Origin of the sequence: Hoeflea sp. IMCC20628 (assembly GCF_001011155.1) — a bacterium.
GTDB lineage: Bacteria > Pseudomonadota > Alphaproteobacteria > Rhizobiales > Rhizobiaceae > Hoeflea.
The window spans coordinates 1,887,785-1,904,725 of the sequence record NZ_CP011479.1; the positions used below are offsets into that span (position 1 = coordinate 1,887,785).

The window sequence follows — 16,941 nt, forward strand, 5'->3', positions numbered from 1 at the left end:
GGCGGCGGGGTTTCATGTTACGCTGTTTAAACCGGATTCTTCAACGGGGACCAGCGATTCAGCTTGTATTTGCTCAGATGTGATCTTGCATCGCAAGGCGCAAGCTTCAACCCCGCGTTTCATGGCGCGATCAAACGCCACGGCATAAGCGGGGTCAAACTCACTGCAGATGCTGAAACGCTCCACATCGGACCGCTGGATCAGATAGACCATGATGGCACGATGACCGGCGTCGGCCATGTCGCCGAGTTCTTCGAGATGCTTTGCACCGCGACTGGTGGGGCTGTCGGGAAATTCCGCCAAACCGGCGCTCCTGCAAAAATGCACATTCTTGACCTCGACATAGGCGCGTCCCAAGTCAGCATCTTGCAGGAGGATGTCGATACGGGAATTGACGCCATATTTGACTTCGCGCCTGAGTTCGCCATAGCGGTCGAGTGAACCGATCAGTCCCTCACTGATCGCGTCCTCGGCCAAGCGGTTGGGTCGTCCGGTGTTGATCCCGACCAGGGTGCCATCGGCTTCCACCAGTTCCAGTGCGTGGGCATATTTGCGCGTGCCGCCGGAATGCGTCGTCAGGTAGCACCTCGATCCCGGTGTTGTCAGTCCGCGCATGGATCCGGTGTTGGGACAGGATCCGGTGATCACTTCGCCGTTTTCCAGCTCGGCATCGAACAGAAAGCGTTTGTAACGACGGATAAGAGTCGCGGGGATCAGCGGCGGATCAAACTTCATGCGGCGGGCGAATAGCAGGCTTTGCCAGGACCTGCAAACACCATTGGCCCACGTTTTGATTGACTGCAGGTTTCAACGTCGCAAGTGCGTTTGCTGTCAAACCTGTGCGCGGACATAGGAGCCCGGTGCATCCTCGATGGGAGTGAGTTTGCCACCGCCTGGCTGGCGCGCTGGCACCTCTTCGGATGAGTTGGAGCGGATCCACTCAAGCCAATGTGGCCACCAGGAGCCCGGCGTCTCCTTGGCGCCGGCCACCCAGTCGTCGAATTCGGCATTCTTTGGGCCATCGGACCAGAACTGGTACTTGCCTGCTTCCGGTGGATTGACCACACCGGCAATATGGCCTGACCCGGCCATCACATAAGTGACGGCACCACCCATCAGTTTGCCGCCGATATAGGCAGACCGGGCAGGGGCGATGTGGTCTTCCTTGGCCGCGAGATTGTAGACCGGGATCTTGATGTCTGCGAGATCAAGGGTCTTGCCAGCCAGCTTCATCCGGCCTTCGGAGAGATTGTTCTCGAGGTAGCAATTGCGCAGATAAAACGAATGGTTGGCGGCCGGCATCCGCGTCGCGTCAGAATTCCAGTAGAGCAGGTCAAAGGGCATCGGATCCTTGCCCTTGAGATAGTTGTTGACGACATAGGGCCAGATCAGATCGGAGGCGCGCAGCATGTTGAAGGCGGTCGCCATCTTGGAGCCGTCGAGATAGCCGTTTTTCTCCATCGAAGACTCAATCGAGGCAATCTGGCTCTCGTCGACAAACACCTTCAGATCGCCTGCATAGGTGAAATCCGTCTGGGTGGTGAAGAATGTGGCGGCCGCGATCCGCGTGTCTTTTTCCTGCGCGTGAAGTGCCAGCGTCGCGGCAAGCAATGTCCCGCCGACGCAATATCCAATGGCGCTCACTTCCCGCTCGCCTGTGGCTTGCTCGATGGTGTCGAGTGCAAAGGAAATGCCTTCACGCGAATAGGATTCCCAATCCTTGTTGGCATGACGTTTGTCCGGATTGACCCAAGAGATCACGAAAACCGTCTGCCCCTGTTCGACCGCCCATTTGATGAAGGACTTTTTCGGATTGAGATCAAGGATATAGAACTTGTTGATCCAAGGCGGAACGATCAATAGCGGCCGTTTGAGCACGGATTCTGTCTTCGGATCGTATTGAATGATCTGGCAGACATCATCCTGCGCAATCACCTTGCCCGGCGAGACCGCGATGTTTTCACCCACAGTGAATTTTGACGAATCGGACTGGCGCAGCTTGAGCTCACCCTTGCCGGCGGCGATATCCTCGGCCAGCATGTGCATGCCCCGGACTAGGTTCTCCCCGTTGGAAGCGACCATCTCCTTGTAGAGTTCGGGGTTGGTGGCGATGAAATTTGCGGGTGAGAGGGCCGAGGTGATCTGGCTCATGTAAAAGGCCGCCTTGTGGCGGGTGTGCTCATCAAGCCCCTCGCTGTCGGCGACAAGCTTGTTGGCCCAGTCGGAAGTTATGAAATAGGCATTCTTCAGGAATTCGAAGAACGGATTGTCGTCCCAATCCGGATCGGAAAAGCGCTTGCCACGAGGTTTTGGCGGCGGCGTGGTGTCTTCGCCAGAGATGCGTTTGACGGATTGGCTCCACATGTCGAAATAACCGGTGAGCAACGAGGTCTGCGCTTCGATGGCCCGCTTCGGATCAGACAGCCAGTATTCGCCAACCTTGGAAAAGGTCTTGACCATGTCGGTCACCGGTTCGGACATGGTGTCGGCAACTTCCCCCTTTTCCCGCGGCTCAACCCACGCGGTCGCCGCTTTGCCCAATTCCTCGAGCATCCGCGCAATATTGCGGGCGAAGGCTTCGGGATCCTTGACGACATAGGCTTCGGCTGGTGAAGATTCGCTGTCGGTTTTGGTTTCCGATGTCGGGTTTTTGCCTTTGTCCGCCATGTTTGCGCCTCCTGTCGACATCCAGAGCTTGCCTCCGGTCTGTCTTCTGCCTTAAATCGGCTTGGTTGTGGTGCTCGTTTGCCATGACAAGCTATAGTTCTTTCTTGATACGGACTTTTTTTGTCTATGTCATGACCACCCTTTGGTGGAGACCGGAAAATACGTGATCATGATCTCGAATGCTCGCCTCGCGGTTCTCACGCTTGCAATGCTTGTTACGGCTGGATGCCAAACGGCCTCGCTGGAAGATGCCGCGCCCAAGACCGCCCCCGCCAACAGTCTGCAAGTTGGCGCTGCTGCGCCTGCCGGCTCCGAGATCGTGGTGGCGACTGGTGCAGCGCAAAGCGAAGCGCCAGCGCCTGATACAGCGCCGGCGCCAACCGTCATACGTCGCAACCCCGGCATTACCTCGATTGTTCCGATCGAAAAGACTGCCCCGGTGGAAAACAAGGAATTTGTCGCCACGGGCGCAAACCGGACCGGTCAGTATCCGTCGTTAGGCCGGCTTCCGAGCACTGCCAATGCACAGCTGTCGGATGCGGAGAAAACAGCGGCCGAGGCGGAAATGGCCGAGCTGTTGCGCAGCCGGGCAGCGACGCCTGATGCGCGGGCGCAATACGAATCCCGGCTACGGGAACTTCGGGCGCTTGCGGCGAGTCATGGCAGCGATACGCAGCAGGAAATCGAGAATTAAACCTTGCGTTTGAACCGGTTTGGACGCAAACCCGTGAAATCAGGCCGCGCGCCGGCAGCCCACAATCCTGGGGAATTCCATGGAAGAATTTCACAAAGTCCGCAGACTTCCGCCTTATGTGTTTGAACAGGTCAACCGGCTGAAAGCGTCGGCGCGGGCAGGCGGGGCCGATATCATCGATCTTGGCATGGGCAATCCGGATCTCCCTACTCCACCTGCTATTGTCGACAAATTGTGTGAAGCGGTCAGAGATCCACGCACCCACCGATATTCGACGTCAAAGGGTATTCCCGGACTCAGGCGGGCTCAGGCCGGCTATTACCAGAGGCGCTTCGGCGTCAAGCTTGATCCCGAGACGCAGATTGTCGCCACGCTTGGCTCCAAAGAGGGCTTTGCCAACATGGCTCAGGCAATCACCGCGCCTGGCGACGTGATCCTTTGCCCCAATCCGACCTACCCGATCCACGCCTTCGGCTTTATCATGTCAGGCGGCGTCATCCGCTCGCTGGATGTGGTGCCGGATGACAGCTTTTTCTCGGCATTGGAACGTTCCGTCAGGCATTCGATTCCGAAGCCGCTGGCGCTCATTCTCAATTACCCGTCCAATCCGACGAGCTATGTGGCTACACTTGATTTCTACAAGGACGTCGTCGCCTTCGCCAGGAAACACGATATCATCGTGCTGTCCGATCTGGCCTATGCGGAGATCTATTTTGACGGTTCACCGCCGCCATCGGTTCTGCAGGTCCCGGGCGCCATGGATATCTGTGTCGAGTTCACCTCGATGTCGAAAACGTTTTCAATGCCGGGCTGGCGGATGGGGTTTGCCGTCGGCAATGAACGGCTGATTTCGGCGTTGACCCGGGTGAAATCCTACCTCGATTATGGTGCCTTTACACCGATCCAGGTTGCAGCCACTGCAGCACTGAATGGCGACGGTGCCGACATTGCCGAAGTCCGCTCGATATACAAGCGACGCCGTGACGTGCTGGTCGACAGTTTCGGCAAAGCCGGCTGGGATGTACCGCCGCCGCCGGCAACCATGTTTGCCTGGGTTCCTATTCCCGAACAATTCAAGCATCTCGGTTCGCTGGAGTTTTCCAAACTGCTGGTGGAGAAGGCTGATGTGGCGGTCGCGCCCGGTATCGGCTTTGGTGAATATGGCGATGAGCATGTTCGTATAGCACTGGTGGAAAATGAGCACCGGATCCGCCAGGCTGCCCGAAACATCAAGCGCTTCTTCGCGACCGAGACCGGCGGCGGCAGTGACAACGTGGTGCCATTGTCCGCCCGGCGTTGACCGACAGTCTGTCCATCGGTAAACCCGCCCTTGCATTTCTTCGGTCCGCGCCACCAGCGCGGACTATTCCGACACGACGCCAGACAAGTGGATTGTAATCATGACTGATGCCCTCAAAATCGGCATTGCAGGACTTGGAACCGTAGGCGCGGCGCTGTTTCGCGCCATCACCACCCGGCACAATCTGCTGACCGAAATTTGCGGACGTGAAATCCTGATCACCGCAGTCAGCGCGCGCGATCGCAGCCGCGACCGCGGCCTCAATCTGGACGGGGTGACCTGGTTCGACGACCCGGTGGTGATGGCACGCGACGCTGATATTGATGTGCTGGTTGAATTGATCGGCGGGGACGCTGATCCCGCGCATGCGGCGGCGATTGCGGCACTGACCGCAGGCCGCCATCTGGTCACAGCCAACAAGGCCCTACTTGCCAAGCATGGTGTCGAATTGGCGCGCCTGGCTGAAGCAAACGGCGTGCTTTTGAATTTCGAGGCCGCTGTCGCGGGCGGAATTCCTGTGATCAAGGCGATGCGGGAATCGCTGACCGGCAATTCGGTCACGCGAATCTACGGGATCCTGAACGGCACCTGCAATTACATCCTGACCCGGATGCAGCGTGACAATCTCGGTTTTGCGGAATGCCTCGCTGAAGCCCAGCGACTGGGTTACGCCGAAGCCGATCCGACATTTGATATTGAAGGCTACGATACCGCGCACAAGCTGTCGATCCTCACCAGCCTGGCATTTGGCACGCAGATTGCGGTCGATGAGGTTTACATCGAAGGCATCACCAATATTTCGATTGATGACATTCATGCCGCCGATGAACTGGGATACCGGATCAAGCTGCTCGGCGTCGCGCAGCGAACCGCGACCGGCATTGAGCAACGTGTTCATCCGACCATGGTGCCCAAAAGCTCGATGATCGCTCAGGTCGAGGGAGTCACCAATGCCGTGACGATCGAGGCGGATATTCTGGGTGAATTGATGCTGTCGGGCCCTGGCGCCGGCGGTGACGCTACCGCTTCTGCCGTGCTGGGTGACATTGCCGATATTGCCAAGAGCCGGCCCGGCCATCAGCATGCCCCGGCGCTTGGGCGTCCTGCCGACAAGCTTGAGCCTTACACGCGGGCGCAAATCCAGAGTCATGAAGGCGGTTACTTCATCTCGCTCAAGGTTGATGACCGGGCTGGTGTGTTTGCCTCGATTGCCACAATGATGGCGAAGAACGACATTTCGCTGGAATCCATCGTTCAGCGTGCCCGCCCGGCCGGATCCGAAGCCGCGGCGCAGACCGTCATTCTGGTCACCCATGCAACGACGGAGTCAAAAGTTCGCTCCGCTGTGGATGGCATCAAGACCGAGGGCTATCTCTCCGGTGAACCTCAGGTCATCCGTATCGAGCGCACCCGCGAAAGCTGAGGATCCGGTCCTGGTGCTGCAGAACCAGTAAGAAGGCCTTGCAGTCATGTTCGAACTTCAATCGATTTAGTGCTGGATTAGGTCAAAATCCTGAAAAACAACGGCTTTTTGAACGGGTTTTGGATTGCCTTGCCAGGTTTTTCCGCTGTATGAGCGGCCAAACCACATCGTTTGGGGAATTAGACCATGGCAGGCACACCGAAAGAGATAAGCGGACTGGACCGGATTCTGACGCTGGAAATCGCCCGGGTAACCGAGCGCGCTGCCGTGGCTGCCGCCCGGCTACGTGGACGTGGCGATGAGATGGCAGCCGACCAGGTTGCCGTTGACGCCATGCGCCAGGAACTCAACCGCTTGCCGATCGATGGCACGGTGGTGATTGGCGAAGGCGAACGTGACGAAGCGCCAATGCTTTATATCGGTGAAGAGGTGGGCACCCGCGACGGCGCCAAGGTTGATATCGCGCTTGACCCGCTTGAGGGCACCACGATTTGCGCCAAGAACCTGCCTAATTCGCTGGCGGTGATTGCGATCGCGGAAAAGGGCAGCCTGCTCTATGCGCCGGACGTCTATATGGAAAAGGTCGCGATCGGGCCTGGTTACCCGGCCAATACGGTTTCTCTCGAAGCAACGCCGACCGAAAACATCCACGCCGTGGCGCGCGCCAAGGGCGTGCCGGTGAACGAGGTGACGGCCTGCATTCTCGACAGACCAAGGCATGCGCGGTTGATCGAGGAAGTCCGCGCCACAGGCGCTGCGATCCGGCTGATCGGCGACGGCGACGTGGCCGGCGTGATTCATACGACCGACCCCGAAGAAACCGGCATTGATATCTATATCGGTATCGGTGGCGCGCCTGAAGGTGTGCTGGCCGCCGCAGCGCTGCGCTGCATCGGCGGGCAAATGCAGGGCCGGTTGCAGCTCAACTCCGAAGAGAAAATCGCCCGTGCGGCCAATATGGGCATTTCTGACCCGCGCCGGATTTACACCATGGAAGACATGGCGCGCGGCGACGTGCTGTTTGCCGCCACCGGCGTCACCGACGGCAATCTGTTGCAGGGGGTGAGGTTCACGCCGGACGCGATCATCACCCACACCATCGTCATGCGTTCGTCATCGCGCACGGTGCGGGAAATCAAGGCCCGGCATCAGGATCTCACCAAGTTCGACTGAGCCCTTCGCTCGACGATCGTGTGAGACCGGCATTGGTGCCGTGAGCACAGGCATTCTTTGCCGCGCCGGTTCGTTTGCGCTAAGAGCATTGTCTTCGGCGCAGCCATAGGGGCCAGGCGCCTGATGGCAGGTTGGTTTCTTGATGGCAGGCAGCAGTAGCGCAACTGAGCGGGCGTTTCTCGGGGTCGAGCAATCGCTGACCGGCCAGAAATGGGTTGCCCGCCTCGATATCACCGGCGAGAACAAGGCGATCTCGATCGCCCAGACCACCGGTCTGCCTGATGTCATTGCGCGGGTGCTTGCCGGCCGCGATGTTGCCATGGGCGACGCGGTGGCTTTCCTCGATCCGACCATCAAATCGCTTATGCCTGATCCCTCCAAGCTGACCGATTGCGATGCGGCGGCAGAGCGGATCGGCAAAGCCATTGCCAGCGGCGAACGCGTGGCGATCTTTGGCGACTACGATGTCGACGGCGCAACCTCATCTGCATTGATGCAGCGATTCCTGCGCCATTTCGGCGTGGTCAGCGAAATCTACATTCCCGACCGGATATTCGAAGGCTACGGGCCGAACCCGACAGCTATCGGTGAACTGATCGACCGCGGTGCCGGTTTGATCATCACCGTCGATTGCGGCTCGACCAGCCATGAATCACTCGAGGAAGCCGCCAGACGCGGAATCGACGTGGTGGTGATCGATCACCATCAGGTGGCAAGCGAACTGCCTGTGGCCTGTGCGCTGGTCAATCCCAACAGGGAGGACGATCTGTCGGGGCTTGGCCATCTGTGCGCCTGTGGCGTGGTGTTCATGGTGCTGGTGGGCACCATGCGGCTGTTGCGCAAGAAGGGCGATACGCGGGCAGGGACGTTTGATCTGCTTGGCTGCCTTGATCTGGTCGCCCTGGGCACTGTTTGCGACGTGGTGCCGCTCAAGGGGCTCAACAGGGCGTTTGTGGTCAAGGGACTGCTGGCGGCGCGGGCGATGAACAATGTCGGCCTGGCAGCGCTCTGCCAGCGCGCTGGTGTCAATGGTCCTATCTCACCTTATCATCTCGGATATCTGATTGGCCCGCGCATCAATGCCGGCGGGCGAATCGGGGACGCTGCGCTGGGCAGCCGTCTGTTGACGCTCGATGATCCTGCCGAAGCTGAAGTGATTGCCGAGAAGCTGGAACTGCTCAACAAGGAACGCCAGGCAATTGAAGCGGCGATGCTCGAAGAGGCAGATGCGGAAGCCGCGGTCGAAATGGCCAGCGGCGACGGCCCGGCCATCATCGTCACAGAGCGCAAGGGATGGCATCCCGGCGTGGTCGGCCTGCTGGCCTCGCGCCTGAAGGAACGTTATCGCCGACCGGCTTTCGCCATAGCATTTGACGGCAATGGCAAGGGAACCGGGTCAGGCCGGTCGGTGCCGGGTCTGGATATCGGTCGTCTGGTGCGCAAGGCGGTCGAAACCGGACTGCTGCTCAAAGGCGGCGGACATGCCATGGCGGCAGGTCTGACGGTGGAAGCAAACCGTCTGGGCGAGTTGCGGGCGTTCTTTGAAGAGAACGCCGCAGCGACTGTGGCTGGCCTGACTGCATCGCACCGGCTCAAGCTGGATGGTGCAATCTCGGCGTCCGGCGCAACGCTCGATCTGGTCGACATGATCGAGCGCGCCGGACCCTATGGCGCCGGCCATCCGCAGCCGGTGTTTGCGGTGCCTGCACATATCTTGAGTGATGTCCGCGTAGTCGGCCAGAATCATCTCAAGGTGACTTTGTCGGGTGCGGATGGCGGACGGCTTAATGGAATTGCCTTTCGCGCGGCTGACACCGAAATGGGGGCCGCTCTGCTGGCAGGCCGAGGAATGCCGTTTCATTTTGCGGGTTCGATATCAGCGGACCATTGGCAAGGTGTGCGGCGGGTTCAGATCCGGCTGATCGACGCTGCGCAAGCCCGCTGACTGCGGAACGTCCTGATCCGGTACGCGCTCGAAACCGGGCGTGGCGAAGCCATCTGCGGGCAGAAACAAAACTGAAATTTCGGGTGAGGGAATCAAGCGAAGTGCTTGAAAGATTGTGGTACGCCCTAGGGGAGTCGAACCCCTCTTTCCAGAATGAAAATCTGGCGTCCTAACCGATAGACGAAGGGCGCGTACAATGTGGCCGTCTTATAGTCAGCCCGCTTTGCGACCGCAAGCGGATAATTGATGTCTCCGGTAAAAAAATGTCTTCGAAATTTGGTTTGTTTTCAGGACAGGCAAATATGCGGTGCGGTTGACCGCAAACCGGCGTCGAAATGGCGGTTTTGCGCTACTTGCGGCGGCGACAGCGCCAATTCCAATCACGCGTGTTGCCAATATCGATGTGAACCGATTCTGTATGGCAGTAGGTGCCGACGCCGCCACGACCGGGCATTGTGCGAAGGTATTTGGCCAATTGCCATTTCGACACGCCTTCAACCTGGATGTCGGCCGCCTCGCAGGAGGTGTGGCGCGATCCGGAGGCTCCGCCGACTCGGCGATTGTGTTTTGGGCTGCGATAGCCGGAGGTGACCACCACCGGACGCTTGTAATGGCCCTCGATCGTTTTCAAGACGCGCACAAGCTGCGGTTTGAAACAGCCGGCATCAACCTTGTCGGTCTGCAGGTGCAGGCCGTTGGGCGCAAGCCGGGCCAGGCCTGCTGCGGATGCCAATTGTATGTTGCCGGACGATGAGGTGTTGTTTGACCCCACCCCCATCATATCAGAAAGGCGGACGCCCGGGAGTGAGCCGGTGCTGCCGTTGGACGCCACGACAACCTGGGAAGCTTTTGGCGAAACCAGCCGTTTCTTGGTTCCTGCGGGCGCACTTTTTGCGGATTTCGGTTGCGACGCAAACAGACGCGCAAAAATCGACTGCTTCTTCGGTGGCGCAACCACGGCCAGTTCCTGGACTTGCGGCTGGGCTTCGGTCTGGTCCGGCTGGGGTGCAGCAACACTCTCGGTCGGTGTGGCTTGTGCCGCTTGTTCCAGCTCAGGTGTTGCGGTCTGCGGGACCGGAATCTGGGTAACGACCGGAGCAGTGCTGTAGAGATTAGCTGTTGTCCGGACCGGCTGATTCTGGGTGATGCCCTGGTTGACGGCATCAATACCGGTGCTGGCCATCACCAATGGCTCTGCGCCAGTGGTATCCGTCTGCTCTGCAACGGGTTGGCGCGCGCTTGCATCGGCAGCGTTTGGGGAGGGGATTGGAAGTGGCAAGTCGCTGGATGTTGCAGTTTCGGCGGCCGTAGCCATCTGCAGGGCGTCGGCCTGGTCGGCGGGCGAGCTTTCGGTCATCATCGTCGGAGTGCCGGGAGCAAAGCCCTGGCTGGCAAACATTGCCGGATCACCGGCGGATACGCACCCGCTCAGGGCGACGACGGCTCCCGTCATCAAAAATGCGTTGATGCTGAGGCCACGCCTGACTGCTTTGTTCGCGTCCGTCTGCAATCTCTGAGGTCCCCGATCTCTTGCAATGGCAGACCCGAGGGCCTTGAAAGATGCCTACCCATTTGCAACGTTTTTGTAAACGAACAAAGCCGATTTCTCGACCGGACAATTGAGCGCTAACGGCAAAAGCATGCGATGCGTCGCAAATGCGGCGAAAGCATGACCCTAACCAATAGCTTAACTGCTGATCTTTGCGCGAAGCTTGCCGCGCAAAGATTTGTCTGAGATGCCAATCAGGGCCCGACTGTCAGTTCACCAGGCGCCGGTGTTGCCCATCGATTTCCAGGGTTCGGCCGGATCGAGCCGATCACCTTCTTGCAGCAGTTCGATCGAGATTCCGTCCGGAGACCTGACAAATGCCATGCGTCCGTCGCGTGGGGGCCGGTTGATGGTGACGCCATTGTCCATCAGCGACTGGCAAAGTTCATAGATATTGTCGACAGAATAGGCGAGGTGGCCAAAATTGCGGCCACCGGGATACTCTTCTGGGTCCCAATTATAGGTCAGTTCCAACAATGGTGCCTGTTCGGACGACGCCCGTTTCTCGTCGCCGGGTGCGGCGAGAAAGATCAGTGTGAACCGTCCCGCGTCGTTTTCGATCCGGCGCGTCTCCACAAGTCCCATTTTGTTGCAATAAAAATCCAGTGATGCCTCGACATCGGTGACCCGGACCATCGTGTGCAGATAACGCATTGGCTTACCCCATGATTCTTGAAGCGACCTACGATAGGCACAATTGTGTCCGAGGCAATGCCGACACAATAGAAGTGGATGGATCAACAAGTTTTGCAGCAGAGCTTGCACTGCCCGCGCAATACAATGTTAATGTTTTGTCAAGAATCACTTCATTTCTTTGTGGCGCGTATTGGAGAGGGATCCGGATGGGGGAAAGTTCCTCAGACAAGAATCAGGTGGAGGCAGAATCCCATGCTGACGCGGTAGATCTCATCGAGATCACCGGAACCATCAAATGGTTCGACGTCGCCAAGGGTTTTGGGTTCATCATTCCTGACAATGGCATGGAAGATGTGCTGCTGCATGTCACCTGTCTGCGCCGTGACGGCTACCAGACCGTGCTTGAAGGAACCCGCATCGTCTGCGAGATCCAGAAACGTGAACGCGGTTATCAGGCGTTTCGAATCCTTTCCATGGACACCTCAACTGCCGTTCACCCGTCGCAATTGCCGCCGGTGCGGACCCATGTCCAGGTCACGCCTTCAAGCGGCCTCGAGCGCGCGATCGTCAAGTGGTTCAATCGCACCAAAGGTTTTGGTTTTCTGACCCGGGGCGAGGGGACAGAGGACATCTTCATTCATATGGAGACGCTGAGGCGCTATGGTTTGGCTGAATTGCGGCCAGGACAAGTGGTGCTGGTGCGATTCGGCGATGGCGAAAAAGGTTTGATGGCGGCAGAAATCCATCCGGATATCGATTCGCCAGTGCCGAACTCGCACTGAACCGCCATGCGCTGCTTTCGGAACATTCTTGCACTCGTTTTCACCTTCATGTTCAGCGCAGCAGCGTTTGCCGCGCCTGTTGATCCGGAGCGACTGGTCATTGAGACTGAGACCGGCTCGGTCTCGTTTGCCGTGGAACTGGCTTTGACGCCGGAAGAACGTAGCATCGGCCTGATGTATCGGCCAAGCATGGGCGCCAAACACGGCATGCTGTTCCGGTTCGACCAAACCCGCCCAGTGATGATGTGGATGAAGAACACGCCGTTGGCGCTGGATATGCTGTTTCTTGATGATTCGGGCACCATCGTCGGCATTGCGCCTGACACGGTTCCTTTTTCGGAAGATATTATCTCCTCGCCTGGACATGTGCGTTATGTGCTTGAATTGAATGCAGGCACGGCCCGGAGGCACGGCATTCTGGTCGGCGACAGGGCCCGTCATCGGGCGATAGGCAAATGAATTGCATAAAGAATCTCCTGTGGGACGAATAAAGGTTGCGGGGTATACCGTTCCGGTGTATCCGGATCACGCCTTAGGTAACGGAGCGTAGCGCAGCCTGGTAGCGCATCTGGTTTGGGACCAGAGGGTCGCAGGTTCGAATCCTGCCGCTCCGACCATTTCTTCCCTTTCGATTTAAGGGGTGAAAACAAGGCCTGACGGATGGTTGCAAAGTTGCCGCCAATGATATGCCAGAAACATTGATGGTAAAAACCGAAAACGCCCGCTGTAAGATGCGGGCGTTTTGGTTTTTCGGGTTCTCCGCCTGGATGAGCATATCTCCGTGCCTTCATCCAGTCTGGCGCTGGCCCAAGAGCGGTTCGAGGATCAATTCAGTACGTGGCAGGACTTGCCGGGTCTCCGTCTCGGGATGCCCGGTCTGAAGCGTTTCATCTCTGGATGGAAGCCTGTCTGGACCTTGGCCAAGGGCTGATTGCCGTGCTCGCCCTGACGCGGGATTCCTCTGCCAGCCGACCGCATCAAGTCGGCAATGCGACTTGCCATTATTTGCGGCACAAGCCGGGTTGGCAGTCGCCGATATGACAAACCGGCTTGGTTCCAGAAGGCCGCCTGATTTCTTCGATTGCGCTATGGCAAATCGGCCAGATTGGTGTTTAGTGTTGTGAACATTAGCCAAAAATCACACTATTCAGAATTGAAAAGGCACATCATTTGAACATTCTTTTCATCACCGCAGATCAATGGCGCGGCGATTGCATTTCCGCTTTGGGCCATCCCCTAGTCAAGACGCCCAACATTGACCGGCTGGCTGCTGATGGTGTGATTTTCAAGAATAATTTCGGCCAGGCGGTGCCTTGTGGTCCGGCGCGGGCAAGTTTGTACACGGGCATGTATCTGCACAATCACGGCTCCGTGCTGAACGGAACGCCACTGGATGCGCGCCACACAAATCTGGCGTTGGAAGCCCGAAAAAAGGGGTATGAACCGGCGCTTTTTGGCTACACCGATGTCAGCCTCGACCCACGGTCCCAGGAGATTGTCGATGGCTATGAGGGCGTGTTGCCGGGCATGGATCCGATTTGCAAGCTGCTCAGTGATGCAGCCCCGTGGCTCGATGACCTGAAGCAAAAAGGCTACGACGTCTCCGGCGGAGTTGACGCGGTGATGTCGCCTCAAAAGGATTACCCGGGCGCAGAAAGCAAGGGCAAGACATATGCCGCGCCGGTCTATTCAGCCGAGGACAGCAACACTGCGTATCTGGTTGATGAGGCGATCAAATACATCGCCGCACAGGGAGACGAAAAGTGGTTTGCACATGTGTCCTTCCTGGCGCCACACCCGCCGTTCATCGCGCCTGAGCCCTATAACAGCATGTATGATGAACACGACATGCCGATGCCGGTGCGTCGAGCGACGATGAAGGACGAGATCGCCCAGCATCCCTGGCTTGAGCATTACGTTACCAATCAACGCGGAACAGCTTTGACGGTCGGCTCGGAATCAAGTGACAATCTCGGCCTGTCTGATCAGGAGCTCCGTCAGGTCAAGGCCACCTATTTTGGCATGATTTCAGAAGTTGATGCGCAAGTCGGGCGGCTGATTGAGCATCTCAAGGCTGCCGGAACCTATGACAACACGCTTGTGATCTTCACTTCAGACCATGGCGAAAACCTTGGTGATCATTGGGCCTTTGCCAAATACACCTATTTCGATCAGTCGTTCCACGTTCCGCTGGTCATCCGTGACCCGTCTTCAATAGCGGACAAAGCCCGTGGGAGCGTTGTCGAGCTGCCGACGGAAAGCATCGACATCATGCCGACCCTTCTCGACGTTCTGGGACTTGACGTTCCAGCCCAATGTGACGGCAGGTCGTTGCTGCCATTTTGCAGAGGAGGGCAGCCCGCTGACTGGCGGGAAGAGGCGCATATGGAGTTTGATATCCGCAGCCCCTATGACGGCAAAGGCAAGCCGCCACTGGGACTGGAAATGAAGCAATGTCTGGCCACGATTGTCCGGGGGCCGCGCTACAAATACATTCATTTCGCGACGCTGCCACCGCTTCTGTTTGATCTGAAAGTAGATCCGAACGAATTCGAAAACCTCGCAGAAAACCCCAAATATCACGGCGTCATGCTTGAATTTGCTTCAAAAATGTTGCGCTGGCGGGTGGAGCACAACGCGCCGGCCCTGACTGATTATCACCTCAAGAGCGATGGTGCTGTCGAGCAGGGCATGAGATCAAGATAGGACTTTGTCCTCTGAAGTTTCTGTCCTGTTCTTGCCGTGTTCGAGCGCGCCCTTGAGCGTCAATTCTTCGGCATGAAGACAGGCGACAAAGTGGCCTTTCTTGATTTCTCGCAGAGGCGGTACCTGGGTCTGGCAAGCCTGTGTGGCGTATTGACAGCGCGTATGAAAGCGGCATCCCGCCGGCGGATTTGTCGGGCTTGGGCGCTCACCTGTCAAAAACACCGGTTTCATCACCTGTGACGGGTCGGCTTCGGGAATCGCCGACATCAGGGCTTCGGTATAGGGATGCTGGGGCGCGTAATAGAGGTCTTCTGTGGCGGCAATCTCGACAACTTGCCCCAGATACATCACGGCAACCCGGTCACAGGCATAGGCGACGGCTGCGAGGTCGTGCGCGATGAACAAATAGGTCAGGTTCAACTGTACCTGCAGATCCTTGAGCAGGTTGAGAATTTGAGCCTGAATCGAGACATCGAGCGCCGACACGGCCTCATCACAGACGATAAACTCGGGATGCAGGACCAGGGCACGGGCGATGGCAATGCGTTGCCTCTGGCCGCCGCTGAAGGCGTGGGGAAAACGGCTCAGATGATGGATGTTGAGGCCGCATCGACCCGCCATGTCGACAACCCGGTCATTGAGGTCTTTTCCCTTGGCAAGCTTGTTGGCGATCAATGGTTCGCTGATGATGTCGCGCACGGTCATGCGGGGGTTGAGCGAGGCGTAAGGGTCCTGGAAGATCATTTGCATGTTGCGCCAGACCTCCCTCAAGCCGCGGCGGTTGAGTCCCATGATATCAATGCTCTTGCCGTCCTGCTCATAGACGATCTCGCCGCTGCTTGGCTCAAGCGCCCGCAAAATGGCTCGGCCAAGGGTTGTTTTGCCAGATCCGCTTTCGCCGACCAGGCCGAGGGTTTCTCCGCGCTCGATATCAAAGCTCACTCCGTCTACGGCCTTCACAAAACTGTGCTGCCGACCGAGGAAATCCTTGTCACCAACCGGAAAGTGGACTTTGACATCGGTAATTCTGAGAAGCCGGCTCATGATGCAGTCTCCACATCCGCAGCTTCATGAAGGAAACAGTGAACTTCATGCTGAGGGGATATCACGCTTGAACTTGGGACCTGAGTGTCGCACCGCCCGGGAATGAAGGACTCGCATCTGGGGTGAAAAGCACAACCGCCGGGGCGCTCGAACAGGCTTGGAACGGAGCCTGCAATCGATGTCAGCTTGCGCCTGTCGCGCAGATCACCGAGCCGCGGAATGGCGCTGAGAAGGCTGACTGTATAGGGATGCTGCGGATTGTCGAAGATCTCTTTGACAGGGCCTTTCTCGGCAATCTTGCCCATATACATGATGGCGACTTCATCGGCGATCTGGGCGACGACCCCGAGGTCATGGGTGATGAAAATCATCGCCATGCCGGACTCGTCCTTGAGGCTGCGCATGATCTCGAGGATCTGGGCCTGAATGGTCACATCAAGAGCCGTGGTTGGTTCGTCGGCAATGAGCACCGACGGATTGCAGGCCAGCGCCTTGGCGATCATTGCCCGTTGCCGCATCCCGCCGGAGAAAGAGTGCGGGTACTGGTCCACGGCCCGTTCCGGATCGGGAATTCCCACCTTGTCGAGCAGTTCGATGACCCGTGCCCGAGTCTCTGCCTTTGACAGCTTGAGATGAAGCCGGATGACTTCGCCGATCTGGTCGCCAATCTTGTGGATCAGGGAAAACGAACTCATCGGCTCCTGAAAGATCATCGACATCTGGTTGCCGCGAATGTTGCGGATTTCCTTGCCGTCCTTGGAAAGCCGCACGATGTTGATCGGCGTTTGATCCGCACTCGGGCGAAAGTTGATTTCGCCGGAGCTGATTCTCAGTTCCCGTGGCAACAGGCGCAGCAGGGATTGTGAGGTGATGCTTTTTCCACAGCCGGATTCACCGACCAGCGCCAGCACTTTTCCAGCCGACAGTTCAAAATCAATCCCCTGAACAACGGGAATATCGTCCCCGTCAAAATCGAGGGTGACATGGAGATCCCGGACTTCGAGCAGTACATCGCTTTTCAT

14 protein-coding genes and 2 tRNA genes are annotated in these 16,941 nt (G+C 57.8%); 9 read left to right on the top strand and 7 right to left on the bottom strand.

The window, feature by feature from the left end; all coding sequences use genetic code 11:
- Positions 1-12: 12 nt before the first annotated feature.
- Positions 13-735, bottom strand: coding sequence for a DNA/RNA nuclease SfsA (gene sfsA / locus IMCC20628_RS08885; protein ID WP_047029925.1), 723 nt, complete (start codon positions 733-735; stop codon positions 13-15).
- Positions 736-831: 96 nt separating this feature from the next.
- Entirely contained in the window at positions 832-2,667 is a 1,836-nt protein-coding gene (phaC, locus tag IMCC20628_RS08890; RefSeq protein ID WP_047029926.1) for a class I poly(R)-hydroxyalkanoic acid synthase, read from the bottom strand.
- Between the two features lie 169 nt (positions 2,668-2,836).
- Here phaC and IMCC20628_RS08895 point away from each other — a divergent pair, with 169 nt between their 5' ends.
- The 5 genes from IMCC20628_RS08895 (at position 2,837) to recJ (ending at position 9,202) form a co-directional block, all read left to right on the top strand.
- Positions 2,837-3,361, top strand: coding sequence for a hypothetical protein (locus IMCC20628_RS08895; RefSeq protein WP_047029927.1), 525 nt, complete (start codon positions 2,837-2,839; stop codon positions 3,359-3,361).
- A gap of 79 nt (positions 3,362-3,440) precedes the next feature.
- Positions 3,441-4,661 carry an LL-diaminopimelate aminotransferase gene (locus tag IMCC20628_RS08900; RefSeq protein WP_047029928.1) on the top strand — a complete coding sequence of 407 codons (1,221 nt, stop codon included), beginning with the start codon at positions 3,441-3,443 and terminating at the stop codon, positions 4,659-4,661.
- A 100-nt stretch (positions 4,662-4,761) separates the two neighbouring features.
- Complete coding sequence (locus tag IMCC20628_RS08905) at positions 4,762-6,084, top strand: homoserine dehydrogenase (protein ID WP_047029929.1); 1,323 nt, start codon at positions 4,762-4,764, stop codon at positions 6,082-6,084.
- A 186-nt stretch (positions 6,085-6,270) separates the two neighbouring features.
- Complete coding sequence (glpX, locus tag IMCC20628_RS08910) at positions 6,271-7,257, top strand: class II fructose-bisphosphatase (protein ID WP_047029930.1); 987 nt, start codon at positions 6,271-6,273, stop codon at positions 7,255-7,257.
- Positions 7,258-7,399: 142 nt separating this feature from the next.
- Entirely contained in the window at positions 7,400-9,202 is a 1,803-nt protein-coding gene (recJ, locus tag IMCC20628_RS08915) for a single-stranded-DNA-specific exonuclease RecJ (RefSeq protein ID WP_047029931.1), read from the top strand.
- 116 nt (positions 9,203-9,318) lie between these two features.
- On the opposite strand, the gene IMCC20628_RS08920 is transcribed toward recJ, so the two are convergent.
- The 3 genes from IMCC20628_RS08920 to IMCC20628_RS08930 all read right to left on the bottom strand — a co-directional run bounded on the left by IMCC20628_RS08920 (position 9,319) and on the right by IMCC20628_RS08930 (position 11,405).
- A tRNA-Glu gene (locus tag IMCC20628_RS08920) sits at positions 9,319-9,393 on the bottom strand.
- Positions 9,394-9,551: 158 nt separating this feature from the next.
- Positions 9,552-10,601 carry a YcbK family protein gene (locus IMCC20628_RS24665; RefSeq protein ID WP_245307901.1) on the bottom strand — a complete coding sequence of 350 codons (1,050 nt, stop codon included), beginning with the start codon at positions 10,599-10,601 and terminating at the stop codon, positions 9,552-9,554.
- 363 nt (positions 10,602-10,964) lie between these two features.
- Positions 10,965-11,405, bottom strand: coding sequence for a VOC family protein (locus tag IMCC20628_RS08930; protein ID WP_047029932.1), 441 nt, complete (start codon positions 11,403-11,405; stop codon positions 10,965-10,967).
- A 188-nt stretch (positions 11,406-11,593) separates the two neighbouring features.
- On the opposite strand from IMCC20628_RS08930, the gene IMCC20628_RS08935 reads away from it, so the two are divergent.
- The 4 genes from IMCC20628_RS08935 (at position 11,594) to IMCC20628_RS08950 (ending at position 14,875) form a co-directional block, all read left to right on the top strand.
- A complete protein-coding gene (locus IMCC20628_RS08935) occupies positions 11,594-12,169 on the top strand; it encodes a cold-shock protein (protein ID WP_047029933.1) in 576 nt (191 codons plus the stop codon).
- Positions 12,170-12,175: 6 nt separating this feature from the next.
- A complete protein-coding gene (locus tag IMCC20628_RS08940) occupies positions 12,176-12,628 on the top strand; it encodes a DUF192 domain-containing protein (RefSeq protein WP_047029934.1) in 453 nt (150 codons plus the stop codon).
- A gap of 81 nt (positions 12,629-12,709) precedes the next feature.
- Positions 12,710-12,786 (top strand) — tRNA-Pro (locus tag IMCC20628_RS08945).
- 553 nt (positions 12,787-13,339) lie between these two features.
- Entirely contained in the window at positions 13,340-14,875 is a 1,536-nt protein-coding gene (locus IMCC20628_RS08950; protein ID WP_052766364.1) for an alkaline phosphatase family protein, read from the top strand.
- Here the strand turns inward: IMCC20628_RS08950 and IMCC20628_RS08955 are convergent.
- Both IMCC20628_RS08955 and IMCC20628_RS08960 read right to left on the bottom strand, forming a co-directional pair.
- Positions 14,867-15,922: an oligopeptide/dipeptide ABC transporter ATP-binding protein gene (locus IMCC20628_RS08955; RefSeq protein WP_280949438.1), complete on the bottom strand. Its 1,056-nt coding sequence runs from the start codon at positions 15,920-15,922 to the stop codon at positions 14,867-14,869. The genes IMCC20628_RS08950 and IMCC20628_RS08955 overlap by 9 nt on opposite strands.
- On the bottom strand, positions 15,916-16,941 hold the full coding sequence (locus tag IMCC20628_RS08960) for an ABC transporter ATP-binding protein (protein WP_047029937.1): 1,026 nt from the start codon (positions 16,939-16,941) through the stop codon (positions 15,916-15,918). Before IMCC20628_RS08960 ends, IMCC20628_RS08955 begins: the two co-directional genes overlap by 7 nt.

Coding starts and splice junctions, on each gene's coding strand:
- sfsA (WP_047029925.1), bottom strand. CDS start 735: ATGAAGTTTGATCCGCCGCTGATCCCCGCGACTCTTATCCGTCGTTAC.
- phaC (WP_047029926.1), bottom strand. CDS start 2,667: ATGGCGGACAAAGGCAAAAACCCGACATCGGAAACCAAAACCGACAGC.
- IMCC20628_RS08895 (WP_047029927.1), top strand. CDS start 2,837: ATGATCTCGAATGCTCGCCTCGCGGTTCTCACGCTTGCAATGCTTGTT.
- IMCC20628_RS08900 (WP_047029928.1), top strand. CDS start 3,441: ATGGAAGAATTTCACAAAGTCCGCAGACTTCCGCCTTATGTGTTTGAA.
- IMCC20628_RS08905 (WP_047029929.1), top strand. CDS start 4,762: ATGACTGATGCCCTCAAAATCGGCATTGCAGGACTTGGAACCGTAGGC.
- glpX (WP_047029930.1), top strand. CDS start 6,271: ATGGCAGGCACACCGAAAGAGATAAGCGGACTGGACCGGATTCTGACG.
- recJ (WP_047029931.1), top strand. CDS start 7,400: ATGGCAGGCAGCAGTAGCGCAACTGAGCGGGCGTTTCTCGGGGTCGAG.
- IMCC20628_RS24665 (WP_245307901.1), bottom strand. CDS start 10,601: ATGTTTGCCAGCCAGGGCTTTGCTCCCGGCACTCCGACGATGATGACC.
- IMCC20628_RS08930 (WP_047029932.1), bottom strand. CDS start 11,405: ATGCGTTATCTGCACACGATGGTCCGGGTCACCGATGTCGAGGCATCA.
- IMCC20628_RS08935 (WP_047029933.1), top strand. CDS start 11,594: ATGGGGGAAAGTTCCTCAGACAAGAATCAGGTGGAGGCAGAATCCCAT.
- IMCC20628_RS08940 (WP_047029934.1), top strand. CDS start 12,176: ATGCGCTGCTTTCGGAACATTCTTGCACTCGTTTTCACCTTCATGTTC.
- IMCC20628_RS08960 (WP_047029937.1), bottom strand. CDS start 16,941: ATGAAAAGCGATGTACTGCTCGAAGTCCGGGATCTCCATGTCACCCTC.